This is a genomic window from uncultured Streptococcus sp. (genome assembly GCF_963456385.1).
In the GTDB taxonomy this organism is placed as follows: Bacteria; Bacillota; Bacilli; order Lactobacillales; family Streptococcaceae; genus Streptococcus.
Genome location: NZ_CAUOLF010000008.1, coordinates 54,291 through 77,645, shown reverse-complemented (window position 1 = coordinate 77,645; position 23,355 = coordinate 54,291). Strand labels below are relative to the sequence as shown.

Annotated in this window: 27 protein-coding genes and 1 pseudogene; 2 read left to right on the top strand and 26 right to left on the bottom strand. The window is 40.8% G+C overall.

Going from position 1 to position 23,355, the window contains the following annotated elements; genetic code table 11:
- Positions 1-46: 46 nt before the first annotated feature.
- The 17 genes and pseudogenes from RP262_RS04715 to udk all read right to left on the bottom strand — a co-directional run bounded on the left by RP262_RS04715 (position 47) and on the right by udk (position 13,819).
- A complete protein-coding gene (locus RP262_RS04715; protein ID WP_311154450.1) occupies positions 47-388 on the bottom strand; it encodes a hypothetical protein in 342 nt (113 codons plus the stop codon).
- A gap of 250 nt (positions 389-638) precedes the next feature.
- Positions 639-1,418: an L-threonylcarbamoyladenylate synthase gene (locus RP262_RS04710; RefSeq protein ID WP_002897734.1), complete on the bottom strand. Its 780-nt coding sequence runs from the start codon at positions 1,416-1,418 to the stop codon at positions 639-641.
- Between the two features lie 99 nt (positions 1,419-1,517).
- Complete coding sequence (gene leuD, locus RP262_RS04705; RefSeq protein WP_311154449.1) at positions 1,518-2,108, bottom strand: 3-isopropylmalate dehydratase small subunit; 591 nt, start codon at positions 2,106-2,108, stop codon at positions 1,518-1,520.
- A 9-nt stretch (positions 2,109-2,117) separates the two neighbouring features.
- Positions 2,118-3,500 carry a 3-isopropylmalate dehydratase large subunit gene (leuC, locus tag RP262_RS04700; RefSeq protein WP_002895723.1) on the bottom strand — a complete coding sequence of 461 codons (1,383 nt, stop codon included), beginning with the start codon at positions 3,498-3,500 and terminating at the stop codon, positions 2,118-2,120.
- Between the two features lies 1 nt (position 3,501).
- The gene (locus tag RP262_RS04695; RefSeq protein WP_002895724.1) at positions 3,502-3,768 is read right to left on the bottom strand and encodes a DUF1294 domain-containing protein; all 267 of its coding nucleotides are present in this window, start codon (positions 3,766-3,768) and stop codon (positions 3,502-3,504) included.
- Positions 3,765-4,802, bottom strand: a complete 1,038-nt coding sequence (leuB, locus tag RP262_RS04690; protein WP_311154448.1) for a 3-isopropylmalate dehydrogenase — start codon at positions 4,800-4,802, stop codon at positions 3,765-3,767. The genes RP262_RS04695 and leuB overlap by 4 nt, the downstream gene beginning before the upstream one ends.
- A 12-nt stretch (positions 4,803-4,814) precedes the next feature.
- Positions 4,815-6,383, bottom strand: coding sequence for a 2-isopropylmalate synthase (locus tag RP262_RS04685; RefSeq protein ID WP_049544413.1), 1,569 nt, complete (start codon positions 6,381-6,383; stop codon positions 4,815-4,817).
- Positions 6,384-6,994: 611 nt separating this feature from the next.
- The gene (locus RP262_RS04680) at positions 6,995-7,441 is read right to left on the bottom strand and encodes a hypothetical protein (protein WP_049544387.1); all 447 of its coding nucleotides are present in this window, start codon (positions 7,439-7,441) and stop codon (positions 6,995-6,997) included.
- Between the two features lie 129 nt (positions 7,442-7,570).
- Positions 7,571-8,584, bottom strand: coding sequence for a hypothetical protein (locus RP262_RS04675; RefSeq protein ID WP_049544384.1), 1,014 nt, complete (start codon positions 8,582-8,584; stop codon positions 7,571-7,573).
- A gap of 234 nt (positions 8,585-8,818) precedes the next feature.
- Positions 8,819-8,992 (bottom strand): TipC family immunity protein, encoded by a 174-nt coding sequence (locus RP262_RS04670; protein WP_227963328.1) that lies wholly within the window; start codon positions 8,990-8,992, stop codon positions 8,819-8,821.
- 268 nt (positions 8,993-9,260) lie between these two features.
- A pseudogene (locus RP262_RS04665) lies at positions 9,261-9,386 on the bottom strand (DUF4176 domain-containing protein); the annotation flags it as partial.
- Positions 9,379-10,242: a hypothetical protein gene (locus tag RP262_RS04660; RefSeq protein WP_049544383.1), complete on the bottom strand. Its 864-nt coding sequence runs from the start codon at positions 10,240-10,242 to the stop codon at positions 9,379-9,381. The pseudogene RP262_RS04665 and the gene RP262_RS04660, both read right to left, overlap by 8 nt.
- 6 nt (positions 10,243-10,248) lie before the next feature.
- The gene (locus RP262_RS04655) at positions 10,249-10,767 is read right to left on the bottom strand and encodes a hypothetical protein (protein WP_311154447.1); all 519 of its coding nucleotides are present in this window, start codon (positions 10,765-10,767) and stop codon (positions 10,249-10,251) included.
- 13 nt (positions 10,768-10,780) lie between these two features.
- Entirely contained in the window at positions 10,781-11,455 is a 675-nt protein-coding gene (locus tag RP262_RS04650) for a hypothetical protein (RefSeq protein WP_049544381.1), read from the bottom strand.
- Positions 11,456-11,603: 148 nt separating this feature from the next.
- The gene (locus RP262_RS04645; protein ID WP_311154446.1) at positions 11,604-12,272 is read right to left on the bottom strand and encodes a hypothetical protein; all 669 of its coding nucleotides are present in this window, start codon (positions 12,270-12,272) and stop codon (positions 11,604-11,606) included.
- A gap of 79 nt (positions 12,273-12,351) precedes the next feature.
- On the bottom strand, positions 12,352-13,020 hold the full coding sequence (locus RP262_RS04640; protein WP_311154445.1) for a YoaK family protein: 669 nt from the start codon (positions 13,018-13,020) through the stop codon (positions 12,352-12,354).
- Positions 13,021-13,183: 163 nt separating this feature from the next.
- Entirely contained in the window at positions 13,184-13,819 is a 636-nt protein-coding gene (gene udk / locus RP262_RS04635; RefSeq protein WP_023916123.1) for a uridine kinase, read from the bottom strand.
- A 106-nt stretch (positions 13,820-13,925) separates the two neighbouring features.
- Here udk and RP262_RS04630 point away from each other — a divergent pair, with 106 nt between their 5' ends.
- Positions 13,926-14,906: a Gfo/Idh/MocA family oxidoreductase gene (locus RP262_RS04630; RefSeq protein WP_311154444.1), complete on the top strand. Its 981-nt coding sequence runs from the start codon at positions 13,926-13,928 to the stop codon at positions 14,904-14,906.
- Entirely contained in the window at positions 14,896-15,987 is a 1,092-nt protein-coding gene (locus tag RP262_RS04625; protein ID WP_185758097.1) for a DEAD/DEAH box helicase, read from the top strand. The genes RP262_RS04630 and RP262_RS04625 overlap by 11 nt, the downstream gene beginning before the upstream one ends.
- Positions 15,988-16,075: 88 nt before the next feature.
- Here the strand turns inward: RP262_RS04625 and RP262_RS04620 are convergent, their stop codons facing one another.
- From RP262_RS04620 to RP262_RS04580, 9 genes are all read right to left on the bottom strand, one after another.
- Positions 16,076-17,473 carry a polysaccharide deacetylase family protein gene (locus tag RP262_RS04620; RefSeq protein ID WP_125380175.1) on the bottom strand — a complete coding sequence of 466 codons (1,398 nt, stop codon included), beginning with the start codon at positions 17,471-17,473 and terminating at the stop codon, positions 16,076-16,078.
- 61 nt (positions 17,474-17,534) lie between these two features.
- Positions 17,535-17,921, bottom strand: coding sequence for a VOC family protein (locus RP262_RS04615; RefSeq protein ID WP_002895748.1), 387 nt, complete (start codon positions 17,919-17,921; stop codon positions 17,535-17,537).
- A gap of 113 nt (positions 17,922-18,034) precedes the next feature.
- Entirely contained in the window at positions 18,035-18,973 is a 939-nt protein-coding gene (locus RP262_RS04610; RefSeq protein ID WP_125406893.1) for a ketopantoate reductase family protein, read from the bottom strand.
- 15 nt (positions 18,974-18,988) lie between these two features.
- On the bottom strand, positions 18,989-20,380 hold the full coding sequence (locus RP262_RS04605; protein WP_227970346.1) for a cell wall metabolism sensor histidine kinase WalK: 1,392 nt from the start codon (positions 20,378-20,380) through the stop codon (positions 18,989-18,991).
- A complete protein-coding gene (locus RP262_RS04600; RefSeq protein ID WP_002897753.1) occupies positions 20,370-21,044 on the bottom strand; it encodes a response regulator transcription factor in 675 nt (224 codons plus the stop codon). The genes RP262_RS04605 and RP262_RS04600 overlap by 11 nt, the downstream gene beginning before the upstream one ends.
- Positions 21,045-21,148: 104 nt before the next feature.
- A complete protein-coding gene (locus RP262_RS04595) occupies positions 21,149-21,598 on the bottom strand; it encodes a hypothetical protein (protein WP_223310279.1) in 450 nt (149 codons plus the stop codon).
- A gap of 181 nt (positions 21,599-21,779) precedes the next feature.
- Entirely contained in the window at positions 21,780-22,595 is an 816-nt protein-coding gene (locus RP262_RS04590) for an SDR family oxidoreductase (protein ID WP_125341320.1), read from the bottom strand.
- A gap of 3 nt (positions 22,596-22,598) precedes the next feature.
- Complete coding sequence (locus RP262_RS04585) at positions 22,599-22,925, bottom strand: multidrug efflux SMR transporter (protein WP_002900559.1); 327 nt, start codon at positions 22,923-22,925, stop codon at positions 22,599-22,601.
- Between the two features lie 55 nt (positions 22,926-22,980).
- Positions 22,981-23,265 carry a helix-turn-helix domain-containing protein gene (locus RP262_RS04580; RefSeq protein ID WP_002900560.1) on the bottom strand — a complete coding sequence of 95 codons (285 nt, stop codon included), beginning with the start codon at positions 23,263-23,265 and terminating at the stop codon, positions 22,981-22,983.
- Between the last annotated feature and the right edge of the window lie 90 nt (positions 23,266-23,355).

The window sequence follows — 23,355 nt, the reverse complement described above, 5'->3', positions numbered from 1 at the left end:
TATCCCAATTTACAGTCTGCCTAGCTCCTTTTTTATTTTGATATCTCTACTCACCATCTGCTTTTAACCAATCAACTCCAATACAATGTCTAAATTTTTGCTTTCTATCATCATAATAATAAGTTTCTACACATCGCCCAATACCAAAAATTCTATCAAATCCAGAAGTTGCAATAATATAATCATTTACCTTTATATCATGAGCAAATTGCCAGATGAACTGATTTTGTCTAGTTCCTTGATTTAAATCTTCTGGACTTGTATAGTCTAAAAGACTTCCTAGATCTGAACTAAAATCAATGCACGCAATCTTCTCTTTTTTAAAAAGCTCCCATAAGCTTCCACCACTTCCGGCTATTATCATCCAGTAATCTACTTTATTTTCCATAAAAATCCTCCAGCTTTTTAACCTGTCCTTTAAAATCTTATATTCATTTTCTAATCCTTTGCGTTGCTGCAAAAACAATACAGATAGCGCTCTACATTATGATATAAGAATTAAAAAATCCTAATTTTAAAAGAATAATATAGCTTTTCTCTATCATAGCATAATTATAGGAAAAATAAAAGAAATTATAAAATAAAAAGCCCAGTATAAAGAGGAAATCCCCCTCTCGCACTGAGCTTCTTTTTTTATCTTAGTAATATTCACCCTGACGGTAATCCCATGAGTTGAAAGTATCGGACAGGTGCATCATGATTTTGTCGATGTCCAAGCCTTTGCGGATGACCACTGGTGCTGGTGAGATGGAACGTTGCCCACCTTGTTCTGGAATCAATTTTCCATCCTTGTCAACCATTGAGACCATAACACCTTGCTCATAGCGAGTTTCAATGGTCTTGTCTGGCTGGATAGAAGCTACATAATCATCTGCTTCAATGACTAAATCAACAGCATTTTCGATGCGCTCGCCAATTCCTTCTACCTTGCCGCGGTTTCCTTTACCGGATGGGTTGGCTGAGGAAGCATAAACCATCTTGCCTTCTTCCCAAAGCTTAGCTGCCAGCTGCTCGCCCGCCTTACCAAACTTAATAACAAAACAGCTAGTGCCACGAACATCTGTCATCAGCTCTTCCCGACCGTCGCCAAATGCCTTGAGCTTTTCAAAAGCTTCTGGCTTCCATGGTAGGATACAGCCCAAGAGGATGTCTTCATCCCAATGCTTTTGATAAAAAGCTTCAATTTCTGGATTTAGCTGAGCCAAAGCACGGAGCTCATCCATACTGCCACAGAGGACAACACCTGGCTTATTACGGTTACGAGCCTTAGCTTCGAACTTACGCTCCAAGCCAGCTTTATCGCTGGTCATGATGATGTAACCCACCTTGGTCGGGCAAACTATACAGCCGCCATCGCCTTTCAAGATGTCATAACCTTCTTGTGAAAGCTGTCCGTTCCATTGAATGTGTTTTGTCATAAGTTTCTTCCTTTTCTATTAAATTAAGATTTATTTTACCATATATTTTTATCGGAGACAAGATTTTTTCAGAATTTTCTCAATATATCAAAAATAAGGTTACTGCCAATAAGATGGACGATTTTTTTCATATTCTGTAATCAAATCCTCATACTGCAGTGTAATGCCAATGTCATCCAGACCGTTGAGGAGCTTGTGCTTCCATTCTCCATCAATGTCAAAGGAGAATTCTCCCACTGGTGAAAAAATCTTCTGCTGCTCCAAATCCACCGTCACTTGATCCGTCGGCTTCAGATTAGCCAAGGCTTGTCGAACTTCGAGCGGCTGGAAGATTGGCAGCATACCGTTATTAAGCTCGTTATTGTAGTGAATATCCCCGAAAGATCCAGCAATGACTACCTTGAAGCCATAGTCAGCCAAGGCCCAGGCAGCGTGCTCGCGAGAGGAACCCGCACCGAAATTGTCCCCTGTAATCAGAATAGTCGCCTTGCGGTACTCCGGTCTATTAAAGACGAAATCAGGATCTTCGGTGTACTGATTGTCCAGATAGCGCCATGCGTACATGAGGTACTTGCCAAAGCCTTTTTTATCAATCAACTTGAGAAACTGCTTGGGCAAAATTTGGTCCGTATCGATATTATCGTTCATGAGGGGAACCGTCGTCCCCGTGTAGATTGTAAATTTTTCCATAAAACTTCCTTACTGGACCTCCGGTAGCTGGCGGACGTCTACGAAGCGCCCGGCAATGGCTGCCGCTGCTGCCATGGCAGGACTGCAAAGATGGGTCTTAGCACCAAATCCCTGACGATCCTCAAAGTTCCGATTACTAGTAGAGGCACAGTGAACTCCGTCTGGCACCTTGTCTGGATTCATTCCCAGACACATGGAACAACCCGGATCGCGCCACTCAAAGCCTGCATCCATGAAAATTTTATCCAGTCCCATCTTTTCAGCAGCCCGCTTGACCGGACGAGAGCCTGGTACGACGATAGCTGTCAGATTGGGAGCAATGTGCTTACCAGCGACAAACTTAGCAGCCAGCTGCAAATCGCTGAGTCTGGCATTGGTGCAGGATCCGATAAAAATATAACCTAGGTCAATATCTTCTGCTTTCTTACCTGGTGAGAGATCCATGTAATTGTAAGCCCGCTCGTCGTTCATATCGCGAATTTCTGGGAAAGCCGCGCCGAACTCTACTCCCATAGAAGGATTGGTTCCCCAAGTCACCATAGGTGCCAGCTCGGAAACATCAATCTCAATGACCTTATCATAGACAGCATCAGGATCACTGACCAGGGTCTTCCAATCAGCTACTGCTGCCTCAAAGTCCTTGGGAGCACCCGGCCGGCCTTGAACATAATCATAAGTCTTCTGGTCGGGATTCATAATGCCCATCTTGGAGCCAAACTCTATAGACATATTGCAGATAGTCATACGCTCTTCCATGGTCAGATGGTCAATCGCATCACCAGCATACTCGACCACATGACCAACACCAGCGGCCACACCATATCGAGCAATCAGAGCGAGGATAAAGTCCTTGGAATAGACACCTTTAGGTGGCACTCCAGTAAATTTGACCAACATTTTCTTAGGCTTGACCTGCCAAATGGTCTGCGTGGCAAAGACGTGCTCCACCTCCGAAGTACCGATTCCAAAAGCAATAGCTCCAAAGGCTCCGTGAGTGGCCGTGTGACTGTCACCGCAGACGATGAATTTTCCCGGCTGAGTCTTGCCCGTTTCCGGTCCAACCATATGGACAATCCCCTGCAACTCCGATCCGTGAGCCGCATGCTCGATGCCAAAATCCTTGACATTCTCAGAAAGTTTATCAATCTGAGCCTTGGAAATCACATCCCGAATATCATAGATATTGACCGTAGGAACATTATGGTCAAAGGTCCCAAAGGTCAAATCCGGCCGTCTAACTTTGCGTCCTGCATCTCGAAGACCTTGAAAAGCCTGAGGGCTGGTTACTTCATGAATATAATGCTGATCCACATACATAAGCTGGGGCTGGCCTTCTTCACCAGTTATCAGATGCCTTTCCCACAGCTTATCAAAAATCGATTTTCCAGCCATACTAGCTTCTCCATATGTAATATAAAATTCCGATTTCCACTATTATTCCGCAAATCCAAGCCAACCAGAAATACCATTTTCTGGTCTTGTGATGAAAGAGACGACCGCCTAATAAAGCGCCCAAACCTCCGGCTGCCAATGCTGACAAGAGCAAAGTCTTCTCTGGAATGCGATAGTGATTTTTCTTAGCCTTTCGCTTATCCCAGCCATACAGCAGGAAAACGACAAGGTTCCATAGCAGGCAAATACCTGTTAATATCCATTTCATAAGTTATTGATAATGGCCTCCATCATTTGAGCTGTCCCTGCCTGACCACCCAAATCTCGGGTTAAGGTACCCTGAGCCAAAGTCTTTTCCACCGCTGCTTCAATCGCTTCTGCAGCTTCAAGCTCTGCAAAACTATCCCGCAGCATCATGGCTACTGAAAGAATCATACTGATAGGATTGGCAATGCCTTGCCCTGCAATATCTGGAGCTGAACCATGGATAGGCTCGTAAAGACTGGGTCCAGCTGCCGAATGACTGGCCGATGGCATAACTCCCAGCGTCCCTGACAGGACACTGGACTCGTCTGATAGAATATCCCCGAAGAGATTTTCCGTTACTACAACGTCAAACTTAGCAGGATTGGTAATCATGAGCATCGCAGCGCTGTCCACCAGCTGGTGCTCTAAGGTCACATCTGGATAATCCTTGGCCACCTCATCGGCTACTCTGCGCCAGAGTTTGGATGTTGCTAGTACATTTTGCTTGTCAATACTGGTCACGCGCTTTCTACGACCATGCGCAATATCAAAGGCTTTACGGACAATTCGCTCCACCTCTTCATAGCTGTAGTCATTGATATCCCGCGCGGTTCTGTCCTCCAAAATATGCTCACCAAAGTAAATCCCACCAGTCAGCTCGCGCACGACCACGAAATCCACACCAGCAATTCGCTCTGCCTTCAAAGGCGACAAATGCTTAAGAGCATCGAAAATCTTAACTGGGCGGATATTGGCATAGAGTTCAAGCTCCTTGCGCAGAGCTAGCAAACCTTGCTCTGGCCGAACCGGGGCATTATCATACTGGGGACTGCCGATAGCTGCTAGGAGAATAGCATCTGCCTCCTTGGCTGCTACCAGAGTAGACTGAGGCAGAGGATGACCTTCGGCATCAATACCAGCACCTCCAAAAGCCTTCTCAGTAACATGATAAGTAAAACCGAACTTGTCCGCAACAGCAGCCAGAACTTGGAGACCGGCTTCCATGATTTCTGGACCAATACCATCACCCGCCAGAGCTACAATTTCTTTTGTCATAGTCGCTTCCTTCTAATTATTTGCAGGCAAATCGCGGTAAGATACCTGATGGCCGATTTCACCAGCATTTTCCTTTTGCACAAAGGTGTTGGCATGGATATAGGCAATGGCGCTGGCCTTAAGAACATCAAAGTCAATACCAGAGGAGTTGAAAATCGTATCTGTATCCGTATTTTCAACAGCTACCAAGACGCGAGCCTGAGAGTCAATACCGTCCGTTACCGCTTCGATGTTATAAGATAAAAGCTGGACAGACTGGTTAAAGAATTGGTCAATGGCATTGAAAATGGCTTCAACGCTTCCTTTACCTTCTGCCACACAGTTAATTGTCTCACCATCGCCATTAACCAGCTGCACATCCGCTGTGATGGTATGGTCGTCATTGGTCGTCAACTGCAGATCATCAAAGTGGAAGCCTTCAGGATTTTCGACGGTCGTTCCGGCAATCAGAGCCCGAATATCAGCGTCTGTGACTTCATTTTTCTTATCAGCCAAGACCTTAAACTTAGCAAAGAGATCATTAATTTCAGATTCTGCAAAGTCCAGAGCCAGTTCTTTGAGTTTTTCGACAAAGGCATGTCGGCCAGACAGTTTGCCAAGTGGCAGTGAATTGCTCTTAACCCCAACCAGCTCAGGTGTGATGATTTCATAGGTCAGTGGATTCTTAAGGACACCATCCTGATGGATACCGGACTCATGAGAGAAGGCATTGCCACCAACAACCGCCTTGTTCTTAGGCACTGGAATACCTGAGAAGCGGGATACCAGCTCTGAAGTGTTGATGGTTTCATTAAGGACGATGTCTGTCTCAACCTGGTAATAGTCCTGACGAATCTCCAATGCAACTGCTACTTCTTCCAATGCTACATTTCCAGCCCGCTCACCGATTCCATTGATAGTTCCCTGAACACGACCAGCACCGTGCTTGATAGCCGTCAAAGTATTGGCCGTTGCCATACCAAGGTCATCATGACAATGAACACCAAATACAACCTTATGATCAGAAGTCACATTTGCCACTAGGTAGTCGAAAATATTTGCAAACTCTTCTGGCGTGGTAAAGCCGACTGTGTCTGGAATATTGATATAAGTCGCACCTGCATCAACTGCTGTTTGTACCACCTGAAAAAGGAAATCCAGCTCTGTTCTTGTCGCATCCTCTGGTGAAAACTCAACTATCTCAAACTTGGAGCGCGCGTAGGAGACATGCTCTTTCACAGCTTCTAAAATCTCTTCCTTAGACTTTTTCAGCTTGAACTCTCTGTGAATAGGACTGGTCGCAATGAAAACATGAAGCTGTGGATGCTTGGCTTCCTTGAGCGCTTCATAGCAGGCGTCAATATCGGACTTGACCGAACGCGCCAGTCCAGTAACAGAAGCTTTTGTGATGACTTTAGCAATCTCCTGCACCGCCGCAAAAGAATCAGGACTCGCAGCAGGAAAACCAGCTTCAATGACTGAAATACCCCACTTCTCTAACTGCTTGGCAATAGCCACCTTCTCCTTGATAGAGAAATTCACTCCTGGTGTCTGCTCGCCATCCCGGAGGCTGGTATCAAAAAACTCAACTTTGCGTGTCATAGACAACTCCTTTTCTAAGATACATAGACCATTTAGGAAAAAATCTTCCCCAACTTCTAGGTCGTGTTCAATGACTGAGACGGTATGAGACAAATTGATTTCAGAAAAATCAAGATGCATTCCCACTCCCGTCGCTCCTTTAGAAACCATTTCTTCCTCATCAGAGTTTGAGGTAAGATTGGTGAAATAAAAAACATCTCACTTGAGGAACAAGCGAGATGTTGATTTACTCCCGCTTGGTAAGCCAAACAGGACTAATGCTTTTGCACTAGCCCGAGTAACGCAACAACAAAGCAAAGTTTGAAGATTGGGTTGACTTCATGTTTGACTAACTCCTTTTTGAGATGGTTTCTTATTGTTTAGTATTTTAACACAGTATCATAAACCTGTCAAGAAAAAGTCGATATTTTCTGAAAATTTTTAATATGCTGGATTATTTTTGGGGATTTAAAACTATAAATACGAGAAAAAAGAAGTAAGGTAACTTTGCTTCTTCTAATATTTTATTAATAACAAAGTTAAAATTTTGCTAACCAGTCATTCCTCCCAATTAGAAGAGGACTATACGTGGCAAATCTGCATAAAAATTGTCAAAATTTTTTAAATTGCTGTTACTCATAAATATCCCATACATTGTCTTTCAAGACTCTTATCGGCTGCATTTCATAAATAACTAGCTTATCAGGAACTTCATTTGAATTGTGGTTTAAAGGAATTCCCAATGTAAATTCAGTGTCTTTATTATTATTTATTCCGCCATCCAAAGTCAGAATATATCCTCCACCTTGAGGAGTGCCGTTCCCTATATCTTCGACTTTCATACCCTCCCAGTCAAATTGAACACTTTCAACTTTAGAGTTTAAAGATTTAACGAATTCAGCCATCTCTTCCTCATGTTTCTTAAGGAAAGCCAGCTGCTTTTCATGCGGATCTTGCTCTTCCTTTTTCTCCTGCTTGGTTCTATCTGTAAACAAATTTTTATTTTGAACTATTATAATTGCACCAAGAAATACAAGTATCAGTGATGCTACAAGCAACGTACTTTTGATAGTCTTCATCTTAAATCATCCTTTCAACTACTGACATTATTATAGCATGGATGGTTTGATAGGCTCATTCTCATACTTATTATTAAACTCCAAAGTAAAAGAATCATCATAAAATATTCCCTATAAACACACTAATCACTACTTACTATATAACTTTGCTTTTTCTAATACTTTCAAATATTTAGTTTTTTTAAATTGCCCAGACAGGAGCAAGAGCAAGAAACAATACCATATCACAATCGTCAAAAATAAAAGTAGGAAACTGCCAAATAGAAGATATAGCCAGGAAAAAACAGCTGAAATCAAGGCAAAGAGGAAAATGAGAGCATAGGTTTTAAGACCGTTGGATTTTTGGGTGGCAAAATAGTCTCTGGGCATCTCATAAGGCACTACTTCAACTACTGATTTTTCCCTTCTATTTTTAAACTGGTAAAGAGCTAGTAAAAGCATGAAAATGAAGGAAAAAAGTAAAGGGAACAAACCTTGTACAGTCAGATTCTCCGTTAATACATACAGGCCATAAGAAAAACCAGCACCTGGTAGAAAAATCATTGGAAAAGGCACACTTTTCCCTACAAAAAGCTCATTTTGCTTAAAATCATAAAACACAGTCCTCTTGATATTTCCTTGATCTGCTCCAAATTCGATAAAATCAGACAGCTTCCTAGTAACTGCCAATGCTGACTTTGGTTCTTCATGCACCTTATCCTCAATAATCTCTAACTGACCAAAAGCATTCAGTTTCCAAGAATCTTCCTTAGGCAAAGGGGGTATTTTCCCTTCAAGATGTTCTTGAATAAAATGCTGGAATTGACGGTTCTTCCACTTGCTTCCAATCAACTTCAGTGTTACTTTTTGACCGCTGCCATTTGGGGTCAATGCTTCCCCTACAATAAATAAGGACCATTCATAACTGCCGCGATATAGGTGTCTGTTCTTACCGAAGTAAAATGTAACCGAAGAAAGAGGAAAGCGATAGCATTTGAAATTTCGGAAAACAAGCAAGTCTTGACCATCAAACTCTATTCTCCCCATAAAAGCAAAAGCCACCCAGCCTACTGTAATTAATAAAACAACTGCCCCTGAGAAATATAAAAAATTTGCCAACAAATTTCCATCTAAAAAGAGGTTAAAAAAACTTACGATAATCATTAAGCTGAAAATAATAATCAGACCAATTCCTTTTAGTGTATATATCGCAATCGATGTTTTCTTTCTCAATTTTGCTCCCTCTCTAATACTTCTACAAATACCATTTTGCTCATTAAAATCCTACAAGGCTTAGCTTACATCGCCTCTGATAATTCAAATTTGAATCAAAAAGGCGTATAACGTTCTTTTAGTGTAAAATACTTATTAAATTCTGTCTGGTTTAGAATAGCCTATTCACACTCTCTCTATGGTTTCAGAGTACTTTACTTTCAAATTCCCCATATTTTCTTTAGAAAAGCGCTGACTTCCCTCTTTAAACCAGATATCTAGAAAATAAGTGTAGAGAATTTGGTCAGATTTTTCTGCCAACCAAGCCTGATCAATATCGTAATTCTTCAGATAGTCCAAAATCTCCTCTTTTTACACTAAACTCTTACGCGGGGGCTCTCCCCCTCCAATAGAGCGATATATTTCACTAGCAGTTTCATCATATCCTATTTTTTTAGACCGATTAATAAAAGCTTGAACAACAAAATCCGAAACTTTGGAGAAGGCAAGGGAAACATTTTGTTTAACTAAACTGTCCTCATATACATAGTTAATATTGAGATAAGTATCTCCTGATAACTTTTTACTATATAGAACAGCAAGCAGGCCATCGGGATTGATATATAGCTGCAAATCTTTCTTCACCTAATTCGGGATCATCATAAATGACACCTCGACCTATAATAATTAATTTTTGCATCCCTTCCTCCAAAATTACAACACTTCCCAGTGGCAACATATTTTTATCAAACATATAAATTCCCTCCATATTTCTTTAAATATTTTTTTCCATACCATTCTTCTAGTGTTTTTTCCTCAAATTGACGATATTCTTCCGAATATTTACGGCGATAATAGCCATATAATGAATGTGGCAAAAATAGTATTATAAGCATACCTATTAAAAATATATTTACTATAAATATCAAGCCTATTGACAACAACACACCTGAAACATCTGTCTTTACCTCACCAATACCCAGAAGCAAAATTTTTAGTGTCAGCCATCCAGCAACAACTAACCCGATTGAAAGTATGAATAACTGTATCACCTTTCTTTGTTTCTCAAGTGAATCATTAGTTGCACTTTTATAAAGTCGATATTTAAGAGAAGCAAGTCTTTTTTTAGTCAACCACAATTCAATTAGAATAATTAAAAGATAAAAGATAATTAAACCATATACCGTCATAAATTTCCCAAAAAAAGTAATAAAAAACAAGTTTATTGATACAATCATCCACACCATATAAAGATTAGCATTCAGGATACCAATGTAGGGTATTTGGGCACAATATTTTTTATATAAATTTACTCGACAAGAAATAAACCACAAAATCCAACATAGGAAAAACATCCAAAGAGGTAGAAAATTGATTCTCCATGTTTCCATAGGAGCATCAGAAGCCAGATGACGAACATTTGCATCGGTAAAAATAGCAATGCCAAACATAACCAGCACTCCTAAAATAGAAAATATTTTTCTTGCAACACTAAAGTATTCAGTATAAAGTGCACGACTATTAGTATCTCTAACCATATACTCTATTAAAGCATCATGACGCAATCGACGACTTTCATAAAAATTAGCATTAAACAATGTTTTTCTCATTAATTATCATCCTCCAAAAAATCCTGAAAACATTTTCGAAGCGCCCCCTACAATATTGCTAACCGCTTTTTCCGTTGCTTTTCCAACAGCAAAAGTGCTTGCTTTCCCTAAAAACTTTGCAGATTCTCCTAACCAAGCATTCTTAGATAATGTTTTGTATACATTTGAATTTTTAACAAATTCTGTCACCGTCTGTTTAATTGTAGTAGTTGGTAATAGAAAACTTAAGCCTTTATTAAAAGAATCTATCTTTTTACCAATTGAATTAGCAGATATGGTCCATTTCCCCAATTTTAAACTCTTATCGCCTAGTTCACTATACGACTTAATCAGTTTATATATCCCTTCTCTATTTTTCGAAGAATTAATCAATTCCACTATTGTATCATTTTTTAATATCTTTTCTACCACATTCTTAAAGTAAAGCTTATAAATCATTATAAAACTTTGATAAAGATCACTATTTCTAGCGTCGTCTAATAGATTTTGCGCTTGCTGAAGAAGAGTTCCCTCCTCTGTTTCCAATGGTAATAGACTCTCATTCCTGTTTATTCTCCTCTTCATCTGCAAATACTACTTTCTCCTGCTCATACTTCCGCACAGCTAACAACCAGCGGATAGGATTGTTTTGGAAAAGAGAAATTACGACCACAGCTGGAAGGACCCCTGCTATTGGTGAAAATAATAATGAAAGATCGAACCACTCATGATTATAATAAGGAATAAGCATCCCTGGTATTCCAAACATACCTACCATTCCTACACAAAAGAGAAGAATGAAGATAATAAATATGAAAAAGAAAATTTTACCAAATGTGGCTTTCTTATCGGAAAAACCTCCCCAAATTAAACTGCTATTCACTGCAGCTTTAAATTGTTCTTCGTTTGCCAAAACTGTGGATCGAACATTTTTATATAAGGCCTTTTCCAACATATAAATACTGCCAACGAAAACTAAAAATATGGCTAATAAAATAATTGGAATCATCCTCTCGTTTAATCTAAATGGAGTAGTAAAGGAAAAAATAGCAACCCCAGTACCCCCACCAAATAACGCAAAAAGTAATATCAAAGGAATAATAGCCTTATTGGTCTTCCTAGCCCCTTCCGTATTTAAGAGTGCACTCTTATCGGCTGCCAGAGCCTTTTTTGTTCGCGTATTATAGTAGACGGCTTTATCACTGCTCTGTCCAATGAAAATTATTTTTCTCATATTTAATCACCACGGTTTCCACCAATCTTTATAATCAGAAGCTTTAATTTTATCATGTCTAGCTTCATCATAGGTTGTTGATAAATCATTACCAACCACTGTTCCTACCCATGCACCAAATAAGGTCTCAATAGCAATAAGTAAAAAACTATTGTTTTTCCTCTTCTTCTGCAAATATCACCTTGCCTTGCTCATACTTCCGCACAGCTAACAACCAGCGAATGGGGTTATTTTGGAATAACAACAAATAAGAAACAGCTGGAAAGAGGCCAGCTAAAGGCGAGAAAAAGATTTGTATATCAAATGCCTCTTGCTTATTGAATGAATCAATTGTGCCTGGTATTGCAGCAGCAAATATTACTATAGTAGTCATAAAAATTAGTAGCATAACAATCATAAAAGCCAACATTTTCGCAAACGTCGCTTTTTTCTCACTAAAATTTTCCCAGAATAAATTTGAATAAACTGCTTCTTTAAACTCTTGCTTTGTTGCTCCTCGGGCTCGTTTCACTCCTTTATATAAGGCGACTTCCATCATCCATATAAATCCAAATAGAATAAAGGAAAGACAAAGAATAAAAATAGGAACCATCGCACTATTATAACGAAAGCCTGAGAAAATTGGTATTGCAACAAAGCCTCCGAGTAAACCTAACAAAGAGAATATAGCAATTAAAGGAATAATCGCTCTATTCGATCTCCTTGCTCCTTCTGTATTTAAGAGGGCACTTTTGTTCGCTGCTAATGCCTCTCTTGTCCGCGTGTTATAGTAAACGGCTCTATCACCGCTCTGTCCTATAAAGATTATTTTTCTCATACTTACTTATATTCTACTTCTTTCTATGTATTTCATAATATCACTTCTTAAGACTCTGCGTTTCTAAGAATATCCACCCTCATCTCCTCGTATACTGAATACCTCGGAAAAGGAGAAAGGCTGTTAGAATCAGGGAAACAAGCCAGATGGTCTTCAAGAGGTAAAATTGAATCAGATAAGTAGAGATGATAGCTCCCACTACAAAGCTTGCCAATAAGGCTACAAAGAAAAGGCCTTCTTTCAAATCTTTCCCTTTCTTGTTTCGAGCATAGTTACCAAAAGCTACCATGGTTTTCTTGATATTCCCCGTCATAAAGGAGTTGTTATAGACAATGCCATCCACCTCGCCAAAAGCCGTCGCAACCAGGCCCATACAGAAAGCCAGTGGTGGCACGATATAGAGCTGGGGGACATGGGAAGGTAAAAAACCAACCACAGCTGTCGTCAATATCAAGGGAAAAACACTGGACAGCCTGCGCCAAGAATGCTCAAAATGATGCTGAAAAACAGTCATCAGAAAAATCCCCAGCATAAAAGCCAACATAGTTGCCAATTTCACTTCGATTCCACTTGTCTCCTGATTGATGAGCTCGACCGAAAGAAAAACGACGTTGCCCGTCTGACCTGCCACCAATGTCCCTCCCCTCTCAATGAAGGTATAGGCGTCGATAAATCCTGCACAAAAGGTCAAGAGACAGGCAAAAAATTTTGAACGAGAGTGAAACTCTCTTTTTACAAATTGTTTCATAAATCACCTACAAAATAAGGGAGTGACCAGACTCGGAAATCCTTGATTTCAGTCCGTCCACTTCCCCTTGCTAGATTACATTTCGAAAATCTTGCAGCTACTGCGATTCACCAGATTCACAAACTTTTGTTTCCTCAAATGACCGAGCAGAAAGCTACGTGTGCTAGCCTTCTCTGGCTTCCTTAAGGATTTTTTCAATCTTGGTCGTAATCAAGTCAATAGCCACCTTATTAGAAGCTCCCTCTGGAATAATGACATCCGCATAGCGCTTGGTCGGCTCGATGAACTGATGGTACATAGGCTTAACGACACCCAAATACTGCTCAATAACACTATCCAAACTGCGGCCGCGCTCTTCCATGTCCCGCTTAATCCGACGGATAATCCGAACATCATCATCTGTGTCTACAAAAATCTTAATGTCCATCAAATCCCGCAGGCGCTGGTCCTCCAAGACCAAAATCCCCTCAACAATGAACACATCCTGAGGATCCTGACGATAGGTCTTTTTACTGCGGGTATGCTCCGTATAGTCATAAGTGGGAATATCCACTGGCCGACCAGCCAAGAGCTCTTTGATTTGCTCAATCATCAGGTCCGTATCAAAGGCAAAAGGATGGTCATAGTTGGTCTTAACCCGCTCCTCAAAAGTCAGATGCGTCTGATCCTTATAGTAGGAGTCATGCTCAATCATGGCAATTTTTTCGTTTGGAAAATTAGCCAAAATTGCTCGAGAAACGCTAGTTTTTCCGCCTCCGGAACCACCAGTTACACCAATAATAATAGGTCTATTTTGCATTATAAGCTCCATCTCTTGTTATCTTATCTATTTTACCGCAATTCATGTTATAATGAAAGAGCTAAAATAAAAAATACATGCTAAAAATTAGAAAAAGGAGGTTTTTATGTTCAAACTTGGAATCATCGGAACAGGTTCTATTTCTCATGAGTTCATCAAGGCCGCTCACTCAACAGGCGACTATCAGCTGGCAGCTGTCTACTCTCGGACTTTAACTTCTGCTGAGCGTTTTGTGCAAAACTATGAAAATACAGCCGTCTATACTGAAATGCTGGACTTTCTGTCATCTGATATCGATGTCGTTTATATCGCCAGTCCCAACAGTCTGCATTTCAAGTATGCCAAGGTAGCCATTCTGGCTCGTAAACATGTCATTGTCGAAAAGCCTGCGGTTTCTCGTCCCAAAGAATGGCGGGAATTGGTCAAGCTGGCTGACGAGCATCAAGTCTATCTCTTTGAAGCTGCCCGCAACTATCATGAGCAGGCCTTTGATACGATCAGTGATTTCCTCAAGGAAAAGACTGTCTTGGGAGCCAACTTCACCTATGCCAAGTATTCTTCAAAAATGCAGGCTCTGCTTGCGGGAGAGCAGCCTAACGTTTTCTCAGCTAAGTTTTCTGGCGGCGCTTTGATGGATCTGGGTGTCTATCCTGTCTATGCGGCTATCAGACTTTTCGGCCATCCACGCTTCGCTCGCTACAGCGCTCAGCAGCTAGCCAATACGATTGATTTAAATGGAGCCGGCTGTCTTATCTATCCGGATTTTCAAATTCAGATTCAGGCCGGTAAGAATATAAACAGCAATCTGCCTGCAGAGATTTACACGGATCAGGGAACTCTGACTTTAGACGGGATTGAATTTATCAGCTCTGCTATTTGGCAAAGTCTGGACGGTCAAGAAGAGGTGCTGCCTATCAAGCGTGCTTCCCACACCATGCTGGAAGAGACTCAGGCTTTCGCACGAGTGCTCAAGGGCGGACAGGATACGGCTTACGAGAAATGGTTGGATACGGCAGCGGCTGTTCATGAAAGCTTATTTGCCATGCGCAAGGACGCTGGCATTAGATTTGAGGTTGATGATGATTAAGGAACAATTTCCCCCTAGCTGGAAAAATCAGCTGGCTCTGCTAGGTTTTGAAGATTTAACACCTATTCAGGAGAAGATGTTTGAGCCTATTTCTGCAGGCGATACGGTGCTGGGAATCAGTCCGACTGGTACTGGTAAAACTCTGGCCTATCTCTTTCCCAATCTGCTCAGGCTGACACCTAAAAAAGCCCAACAGCTCTTGATTTTAGCTCCTAACACCGAGTTGGCCGGACAAATCTTTGAGGTCTGCAAGACTTGGGCAGAGCCTTTAGGACTGACAGCTCAGCTCCTGCTCTCCGGATCCAGCCAGAAGCGACAAATTGAGCGCCTTAAGAAAGGTCCAGAAATTATCATCGGAACGCCTGGACGAATTTTCGAATTGGCCAAGCTCAAGAAGATCAAGATGATGAATGTCGAAACCATCATTTTGGACGAATTTGACCAGCTGCTCAGCGATTCTCAGTATCACTTTGTCGATAAAATCACCCACTATGCACCTCGTGACCACCAGCTGATATATATGAGCGCCACTGCTAAGTTCGACCACGATAAAATTGCTGAAAATACTCTAGAAATCAGCATTGACGACCAAGTTTTGGACAACATCCAGCATTTTTACATGCATGTCGAAAAACGTGATAAGGTAGAGTTGCTGCGTAAGCTATCCAATGTAGAAGATTTCCGTGGACTGGTCTTTTTCAACGCTCTGTCAGACCTAGGCAGCGCCGAGGAAAAACTCCAGTATCGTGAAGCCAACGCGGTTTCTCTAGCCAGCGATGTCAACGTTAAGTTCCGTAAGGTTATTCTAGATAAGTTCAAAGAACATCAGATTACTCTTCTGCTAGCCACTGACTTGGTTGCTCGTGGCATTGATATTGACTCGCTAGAATGTGTCGTCAATTATGAGCTTCCACGCGATTTAGAAACCTATACCCACCGCTCTGGACGAACCGGCCGCATGGGCAAGGAAGGCTATGTGATTACCTTCATCAGCCATCCAGAAGAGCTGAAAACATTGAAAAAATACGCTTCCGTTCGTGAAATTGTACTAAAAAATCAAGAACTTTATGTAACGAGTTAAACTAAAAAAGCTTTGGAAATCTAATGTTTCCAAAGCTTTTTTACTTATGACCAACAAGAATTTCAAAAATCTAAACCCAAGGACCGTTTTAGTCTCTTCCGTAATAAATACGATGCGGCTCCAGCTGACCTTCCAGCAGCTCATCGACCGTCACCAGAGTATAGCCGTTACTCTGAAGATACTGGATGACGCTTGGCAGAGCATCAATACTGGTCTGGTGAATATCATGCATGAGGATAATCGAGCCTGGCTGGGTTTTGGCAATCTCTTGCATAATGGCTTTAGTATTGCGTGTCTTCCAGTCTAGGCTGTCCACATTCCACATGATAAAGGACTGGTCAACCGAATTTTGGATTGTAGCATTAATAGCTCCATAAGGAGGCCGCGTAATCGTTGGCTTGATGCCTATGACATTGTTAATAGCGGTCTGGGTATCAAGGATTTCTTTTTGGGCTGTCTCCAGAGGAAGTTTGGTTAAAACTGGATGATCCCATGTATGAATCCCAATCTGATGACCTTCATTGTGCACGCGCTTGACAATCGCTTCATTACCAGCAATATTTTGCCCAACCATAAAGAAGGTCGCCTTGGCACCATATTTCTTGAGGATGTCCAGAGCCTGTGGTGTTGTCTTAGGATCTGGACCGTCATCAAAGGTCAGAGCAACCATTTTCACATGCTTCTTAGCCTCGAAACTCTGATAAGCCGCCAAGTCATCTCCGGTCAGATAGTCCGCATTGATCTGGTCATAAAAGCTGGATAACGGAACGTCAATGCTGGTTAAGCCTTGCACTTCCTTGCTCAATTTAATAGAAAAATGGCTGTACTCATAACGGAAAGACCACTGACTCAACTCAGTTCCATTAAGGTTATTGAGAATTTCCGTCTGCACCGCCTCATCGGCCTGTCTAAAGGTCAGCTGGCTGGATATTTCATTGATGAAGATTTCCTTAGCTGCATCAGGATCCTGAAAGAGCTTATCCAGAGTGAAAGGGCTGCCGTCTGCACCAAGGTAGCTGTCAGCAACTTCCCGCTCTTCTCCTTTACTGATTTTCATCTCTTTGACATGATAGTCCTTACGATGCACCAGTACTTCTTTGACATCCTTCAGGCTCGTTTCTTTTTCCTCAGCATAGTAGAAAGTCAATTCCTCAATCTTATCGCCCTTCTTCTGATTATCCTTAATCGTCTGGCTATCAGCGTCCATCTGCTCCTTGACACTTGCCATAACCTGACCATCCAGAAGAGGATAAAAGGCCTCTACATAGTGGCTGCCAATCATCTTGCTCTGCTTTTCAGTTTTTTCAGCGTGGAAAGTCTCTTCTTGAGAAATCAGCACACTAACCTTCTCTTGCAGTTCCTTTTCTTGGAAAATAGCGTAAATCTTTACAGCACCCAGAAATAGAGCAGCAACAAAAGCTAAGCCTAGCAAGCTGAGAACGATGAGTGTTTTCTTACCGTGTTTCTTGTTATTTTGTCTTTTCATACACCTGTCCTAAATGAATAAAAATCATCATTTATCTTGCAAAATTAACTGCAGATAGATGTTAGAGACTCTTCTCACGAATAACTTCCACCTTGTAGCCATCAGGATCTTTTACAAAATAATAATTAGGCGGGTTGCCAGGAAGGCCCTTTGGATCTGTCACTTCATAGCCTTTAGCCTTGTGCTCAGCATGCAGACCTTCCAAGTCCGGCGTGCTAAGTGCCACATGAGCAAAGCCGTCGCCAATCACATAAGGACCATGATCATAGTTATAGGTCAGTTCCAGCTCATAATCATCACCTTCCAAACCTAGATAAACGATAGTAAACTGATAATCTGGAAAATCCTTGCGGCGCAGCTCCTTAAAGCCAAAAGCCTCTGCATAAAAAGCGATAGACGCTTCCAAATTCTCCACACGCAAACAAGTATGTAACATTTTTGATGCCATAATTTCACCTCATTCTTTCTTGTTTATTATTATACCCTATTTTAGGCAAAACTTATATTAAATTTTTAAAAAAGTAAATAGGTACCAGATAAAAAGCAAGCCATTAAGGCCTGCTAAGAATTGTTTTTCAAAAAATGTTCAATGAAGTCGCTATACGAATTCCATTGAGGCATGGGAATGCTTTCCTTTTCAGCACTTCTTTTGATTTCAAAATATTGATCAACCCACTCGGCATAGCCTGAATGCATATGATTTGTGACCATTTCGGCAACCAAAGGCTGACTCAACATGAACTTCATTACTGGAACCAAGAGAAATAAGGGCAGGGATAGATATTTAGTAGGTTTATAACGATGTTTAGGAATGCCATATCGCTGACAGAGTTCTAAACCTTCTCGCCAAGCGCAAATCATCTTTCGAATTGCTTTTTTATCTTTCAAGAGTGCATCAAAAGTCCCCGCTTCTGCAACTGCACCTGCCATTACCGCCTCCTGAAGGCAGTGAACCTTCATCCAAGAAGCCAAGTTAGGCATAGCATCAATGCCTATCCCACTAGCTATGAAAATAGGAGACAACTCTGATGTATAAGAATCATCATCAAGTAACGTAGCTTCTTTGAAAATGATAGCTTGGATCCAACCATCACTCTTTCGCCCTCCTCCAACAGAAGAAGGAAAAGCTAACGACACCTGCTTTCTGTTCAAATAAGAAGGAATCTTGGAGTTGATATTCCAGTTATTCTGTAAAATAAGTAAATGAGCTTTTTCCTTTATAGCCGCTAAATGATTCAATGCCTGCTCTAGTTGCAAACTATTTACCGTTAAGAGAATCAGGTCATAGTCTTGATCAATACTCGTCACCAATGGCGGCTGGAAATGATGTTCTTTATAGACCTGTTCGTCTTTCCTTAAATCTTTAATAGAAAGTGTGAAGCCTTGCTCTAAAGTCGACAGCTTATGTTCTCTAACTAAGACAGTAACTTGATGCTGATTAGACAGTAACCAAGCGTATGTCAAACCAATTGTGCCAGCACCATAAACCAAAATGTTCATATTAGGCCTCTCCCACTATTTTACAGAACGCTTTTTCGTTTCTTTCAGTAGCAGTTTAACTTCAAAGACCGTACCTTTTGGTTTGTTGTCCTTGACATAAATAGAGCCCTTGAAAGCATCGACAATCTGCTTGGCCAGAGAAAGTCCCAGACCAAAGCCACCTTTCTGACGGGTCCGAGCCTTGTCCACCCGATAAAAACGATCAAAAATCTTCTTCTTATCTTCATCGCTGATACCAGGGCCATTGTCCGCCACTCGGAAAATAAGGTAGCGATCTGTCGAAGTAGCCATGACACTGATTACGCCATCATCATCTGTATACTTGATAGCATTGTCAAATAGAATAGTCATCAGCTGTTTGAGAAAAATTTGATCGGTCACAATAGGGTGCTTGATCATATTTTCTGAATGAAAAGCTTTTTTATTCTCCCTTGCGATAATGCAGTAATTAGCAAAGGTCGTATCAAAAAATTCTGGTTCGACTTCACCATATTGTGGCTTGATGCCATCATCGCGGCGGGCCAGGTTGAGCAGATTGGTCGTCAGCAAGCGCATATTCCGTACTTCATCCAAGCTAGAAGCAATATTTTCACTGCTCTGCATAATTGTAGCTTCAGGCTTACGAAAGAGCGTCTCTAAGCGGCTCTGCAATACTGCCAGAGGAGTCCGTAGTTCGTGACTGGCATTTTCCACGAAAGCCTTCTGCTTCTGGATACTTTCCAGCAGAGGCTTGACACTCATCCGAGCCAGATAAATACTGGCAATCAGGGAAATTCCCCAAAAGCTGACCATGACCATGGCAATCAACTGCTCATGCTTGCTGCTGGTTTGCTCCAGCTGGCTGATACTAGTCATGACCACAGCATACTTGATATCAGGATACTCATTTTTAGGATCAATATCAAAGAGATAAGCCCGATAGCTTTCTGTCTGACCAAAGCTGTTGCCAATCACAATTTCCTTGATTTGATTCAGATAGGACTTGTTAAACTCTAATGAATTAAAGTCCAGAAAACCATCGCTCTTGCTGGTGGAAATATTTTTATAATCATCATCCAAAAGCAGGGCAAAAGTATTAGAGCTGACATTTGGCGTAGTTAGATTGTTAGGCTTAGGCTCTTCATCTGAATCACCATCTGGCTCTTTACTGCTTTTAGGACTTTTAGTATTGACCTTATTGCTTGGATCAGACTGCTGACCTGTCGTCCGATAGGCCAAATCTGCTACCGAACTAGGATCATTACTCAGGTTTTTCAGATTTTCATCAACAGACGTATAAAGGCTGGAGCGCATCACCTGAATAATAATCAAGGTCATGGCTGAGAAGATTAATGTAAACAACCCAAAATAGCGAATGAAATAAGAGAAATCATCCGCATAAAAGGTCTTCTTGATTTTATTCAGCATCTTTTAAAATGTAGCCGACACTACGAAGAGTATGTAGGTTTTTCGCAAATGCCGTTCCTTTCAGTTTTTTACGAATCTTGGAAACGTACACTTCAACAACGGAAACAGTGGTATCACTGTCAAAGCCCCACAGACGGTCAAAAATTTGAGTCTTAGGCAAGATTACATTTTGATTTTGCAGGAAATAAACCAAGAGGTCGAACTCTTTACCAAGCAACTCTACATCTTTACCCGCCTTCGTGGTTGAATTTGTAGATAGGTTGACAGTCACATCACCATAAGAAAGAGTATTCTCGTTGAATTTACCAGCGCGTTTCAAGAGCGCTTGGATCCGCATTTTCAGTTCTTCCAAATAGAAAGGTTTTGTCAGATAGTCGTCAGCGCCGAGCTCAAAGCCATGTCCTTTGTCATCCAAGCTTTCCTTAGCTGTCATGATGAGAACGGGGGTTGTGACTCCTTTTGCTCGGAGATCTTTCAGCACTTGGAAACCGTCCTTTTCAGGCAGCATGAGATCCAGTAAGATGAGGTCATAAACACCGCTTTCTGCTTCATATAGACCTTCTTCGCCATCAAAAACCTGCATTACATCTGCAAAATCATCTAAAAAATCAAAAACTGAGTTTGACAGTCCAAGGTCATCTTCTACCAATAGAATTTTAATCATTTTTCTTTCCTCCAATAAAACTTTCCAAGATTATGTCTTTTGGTTTTTGTTTTATTTGCTATTCTTATTATATCATGACTTGGGTCAAAATCAGTAAGTTTTTTCTACGACTGCGACGTTTTATTTTCTTTTGTTGACTTATTATTGTTCTTGTCCGATTGTTCGTTTGTGTTCGTTGAAGACTTTTTCTTGTTTTTCTTCCCGTTGTCATTGTCAGACTGCTGGCCGTCTTGAGGCGGCATTCCTTGGTCTTGACCGTTCTGTCCTGGACCACCATCCTGCGGCTGCATGCCATTACCTGGTCCACCATTTTGACCATTCTGACCAACTTGTGGCGGCATTCCATTTCCTGCATCCTGGCCATTCTGACCCTGCTCCGGTGCTCCAGGCATAGCAGCTGGCTGTTGAATAGCTGATTGCTGATTGTTTGTACCGTGAATAGCTGTCGCAAGGCCATAGCCACCCATAAGTCCGACTGCTAGAGCACCACCCGTCGCAACTGTCAGCCACCATTTGGTGCTTTTTTCTACAACAATCATTTTTTCCATATCCATTTAATACGATTCCTTCTTTCTTTTGTAAATTTTTCAATCTGTTTCTATCAAACAAGAAGCTAATGCAGCTTACAAGTCATCCCATACACATCCTTTCACTTGAATAGCATTATCATATAGATTTTTACTTAAACAGGACTGAATTTTTTCTTAAAAAAGGCTGAAAGATAGGGAAAATGGATTATGCAAAGTGCTTTTTCAATATACGGCTATATTTATCTAATAAAAGAAAATCAGCTAATCTTGAAGACAGAAGATTGAGTTTAGCAAACAAAGATGCCCCTCGCCCCATTAGGATGACTCTTCGATGAGACTTAATACCTTTTAGCAAAGCTAGGCAAACTTCGTCTGTAGTTGAAATCTTAATTCCCATTTCTTTCCAAACAGGATGGTAAGGCTTTTCTGAGGGTGTGTCCGCAGCATTGGGACAAAAATAGGTTAAATACACCTTTTTCTGCTCCTGCTTTAATTCGCGATTCATTGATTCAATAAAAGAAAAAATCCCTGCGCGACTAGCCACATCTACGCTATAGTAAGGGAAAGCGAGCCGCCCATCTGCAAAACCGCCAGAATGCACAATTGTAGCACCTTTTTCATTTGCTAATAAGGGCAGAAAAATCTTGCTAATCAGAATGGCGCCAGATAAATTGATCAATAGTGTCTGCTCTATGTCCTCAAGGGAATGCGCTGACAAAGACTTTCTTACATCAAAACCAGTTGCATTGATAACAATATCTATACATTCCGACCACTCTTGTATCTCTGATACTACATTTTTTAGAGACTCTTCACTTGTAATATCCACTGAGCTTATTGGAATAAAAGACGAAAATTCTTGCACAAACATCTTTAACTTCTCTATATCTCTTCCTAATAGATATAACCTAGCACCTGCTTGATGAAAAGCCCGCGTATAGACTCTTCCCAAACTACCACTTGCACCAATAATTACAACCTTTTTATTTTTAAAATAATTATCAAACATATAATTCTCCATTCTCTAGTGAGTCTTTTGTGATAAGTTCAATAAAACAAGTCCGACAATAACTAGACTTATCCCTAAAAGGCTTACAGCTGTCACTTTTTCGTGCCAAAGCAGAATAGATAATATCGTTGTCCCTACTAGACCTATTGCAGACCAAATAGCGTAAGCTAGATTTAACTGAATGCCCTTTAAAGATAGAGATAAAAAGAAAAAGCACAAGCCATAAAACATCAAAGCAAGGCAACCGAAAAATAGTTTCGAAAAACCTTGAGATAGTTTTAAAAGACTTGTGGCGGCAATTTCAAATAGAATTGCGAGAGATAAATAAAAATAGTAAAACATTGTTTTCCTCCTAATATTCTAAATAACTAAAAAGTTAGCAGGAAAATCAATAGAGCTATCCGAGAGATGAAACAAAGCAAGTCCAAAGTGTACAGGCATTTGTCAAAATCATTGATTTTATGCTCGAATCTTTGGAGATAGATAAAGCTTTTCGACCACATAGCTCATCTAATGAAATCTGGTAAAAATCGGCTAGACGAATAAGACTTGCACTATCTAGAATCGTCTTATCATTTTCCCAGTTCGAGATGGTCTGCCGAGTCGTTCCTAATGATTCTGCAATCTGAGCTTGGCTATAGCCTCTTTGCTCCCGTATAAACTTCAATTGTTTTCCTAACATTATCTTTTCCTCCTCATCATACTTATTTTTTAGTTGTTTGGCTAGATGAAATTCTTTAACATTAGTGATTATTGTAGGTAAAAATTCTTT

What these genes read in the sequence shown, in the direction of transcription:
- RP262_RS04685 (WP_049544413.1), bottom strand. Translation starts at nt 6,383, where the DNA reads ATGACACGCAAAGTTGAGTTTTTTGATACCAGCCTCCGGGATGGCGAG.
- RP262_RS04625 (WP_185758097.1), top strand. Translation starts at nt 14,896, where the DNA reads ATGATGATTAAGGAACAATTTCCCCCTAGCTGGAAAAATCAGCTGGCT.
- RP262_RS04650 (WP_049544381.1), bottom strand. Translation starts at nt 11,455, where the DNA reads ATGAGAAAAATAATTTTCATTGGACAGAGCAGTGATAAAGCCGTCTAC.
- RP262_RS04585 (WP_002900559.1), bottom strand. Translation starts at nt 22,925, where the DNA reads ATGTTTTACTATTTTTATTTATCTCTCGCAATTCTATTTGAAATTGCC.
- RP262_RS04590 (WP_125341320.1), bottom strand. Translation starts at nt 22,595, where the DNA reads ATGGAGAATTATATGTTTGATAATTATTTTAAAAATAAAAAGGTTGTA.
- leuB (WP_311154448.1), bottom strand. Translation starts at nt 4,802, where the DNA reads ATGACAAAAGAAATTGTAGCTCTGGCGGGTGATGGTATTGGTCCAGAA.
- RP262_RS04660 (WP_049544383.1), bottom strand. Translation starts at nt 10,242, where the DNA reads ATGAGAAAAACATTGTTTAATGCTAATTTTTATGAAAGTCGTCGATTG.
- leuD (WP_311154449.1), bottom strand. Translation starts at nt 2,108, where the DNA reads ATGGAAAAATTTACAATCTACACGGGGACGACGGTTCCCCTCATGAAC.
- RP262_RS04645 (WP_311154446.1), bottom strand. Translation starts at nt 12,272, where the DNA reads ATGAGAAAAATAATCTTTATAGGACAGAGCGGTGATAGAGCCGTTTAC.
- RP262_RS04640 (WP_311154445.1), bottom strand. Translation starts at nt 13,020, where the DNA reads ATGAAACAATTTGTAAAAAGAGAGTTTCACTCTCGTTCAAAATTTTTT.
- RP262_RS04600 (WP_002897753.1), bottom strand. Translation starts at nt 21,044, where the DNA reads ATGATTAAAATTCTATTGGTAGAAGATGACCTTGGACTGTCAAACTCA.
- RP262_RS04680 (WP_049544387.1), bottom strand. Translation starts at nt 7,441, where the DNA reads ATGAAGACTATCAAAAGTACGTTGCTTGTAGCATCACTGATACTTGTA.
- RP262_RS04615 (WP_002895748.1), bottom strand. Translation starts at nt 17,921, where the DNA reads ATGGCATCAAAAATGTTACATACTTGTTTGCGTGTGGAGAATTTGGAA.
- RP262_RS04580 (WP_002900560.1), bottom strand. Translation starts at nt 23,265, where the DNA reads ATGTTAGGAAAACAATTGAAGTTTATACGGGAGCAAAGAGGCTATAGC.
- RP262_RS04675 (WP_049544384.1), bottom strand. Translation starts at nt 8,584, where the DNA reads ATGATTATCGTAAGTTTTTTTAACCTCTTTTTAGATGGAAATTTGTTG.
- RP262_RS04695 (WP_002895724.1), bottom strand. Translation starts at nt 3,768, where the DNA reads ATGAAATGGATATTAACAGGTATTTGCCTGCTATGGAACCTTGTCGTT.
- RP262_RS04620 (WP_125380175.1), bottom strand. Translation starts at nt 17,473, where the DNA reads ATGAAAAGACAAAATAACAAGAAACACGGTAAGAAAACACTCATCGTT.
- RP262_RS04630 (WP_311154444.1), top strand. Translation starts at nt 13,926, where the DNA reads ATGTTCAAACTTGGAATCATCGGAACAGGTTCTATTTCTCATGAGTTC.
- RP262_RS04605 (WP_227970346.1), bottom strand. Translation starts at nt 20,380, where the DNA reads ATGCTGAATAAAATCAAGAAGACCTTTTATGCGGATGATTTCTCTTAT.
- RP262_RS04710 (WP_002897734.1), bottom strand. Translation starts at nt 1,418, where the DNA reads ATGACAAAACACATTCAATGGAACGGACAGCTTTCACAAGAAGGTTAT.
- RP262_RS04610 (WP_125406893.1), bottom strand. Translation starts at nt 18,973, where the DNA reads ATGAACATTTTGGTTTATGGTGCTGGCACAATTGGTTTGACATACGCT.
- leuC (WP_002895723.1), bottom strand. Translation starts at nt 3,500, where the DNA reads ATGGCTGGAAAATCGATTTTTGATAAGCTGTGGGAAAGGCATCTGATA.
- RP262_RS04595 (WP_223310279.1), bottom strand. Translation starts at nt 21,598, where the DNA reads ATGGATATGGAAAAAATGATTGTTGTAGAAAAAAGCACCAAATGGTGG.
- udk (WP_023916123.1), bottom strand. Translation starts at nt 13,819, where the DNA reads ATGCAAAATAGACCTATTATTATTGGTGTAACTGGTGGTTCCGGAGGC.
- RP262_RS04715 (WP_311154450.1), bottom strand. Translation starts at nt 388, where the DNA reads ATGGAAAATAAAGTAGATTACTGGATGATAATAGCCGGAAGTGGTGGA.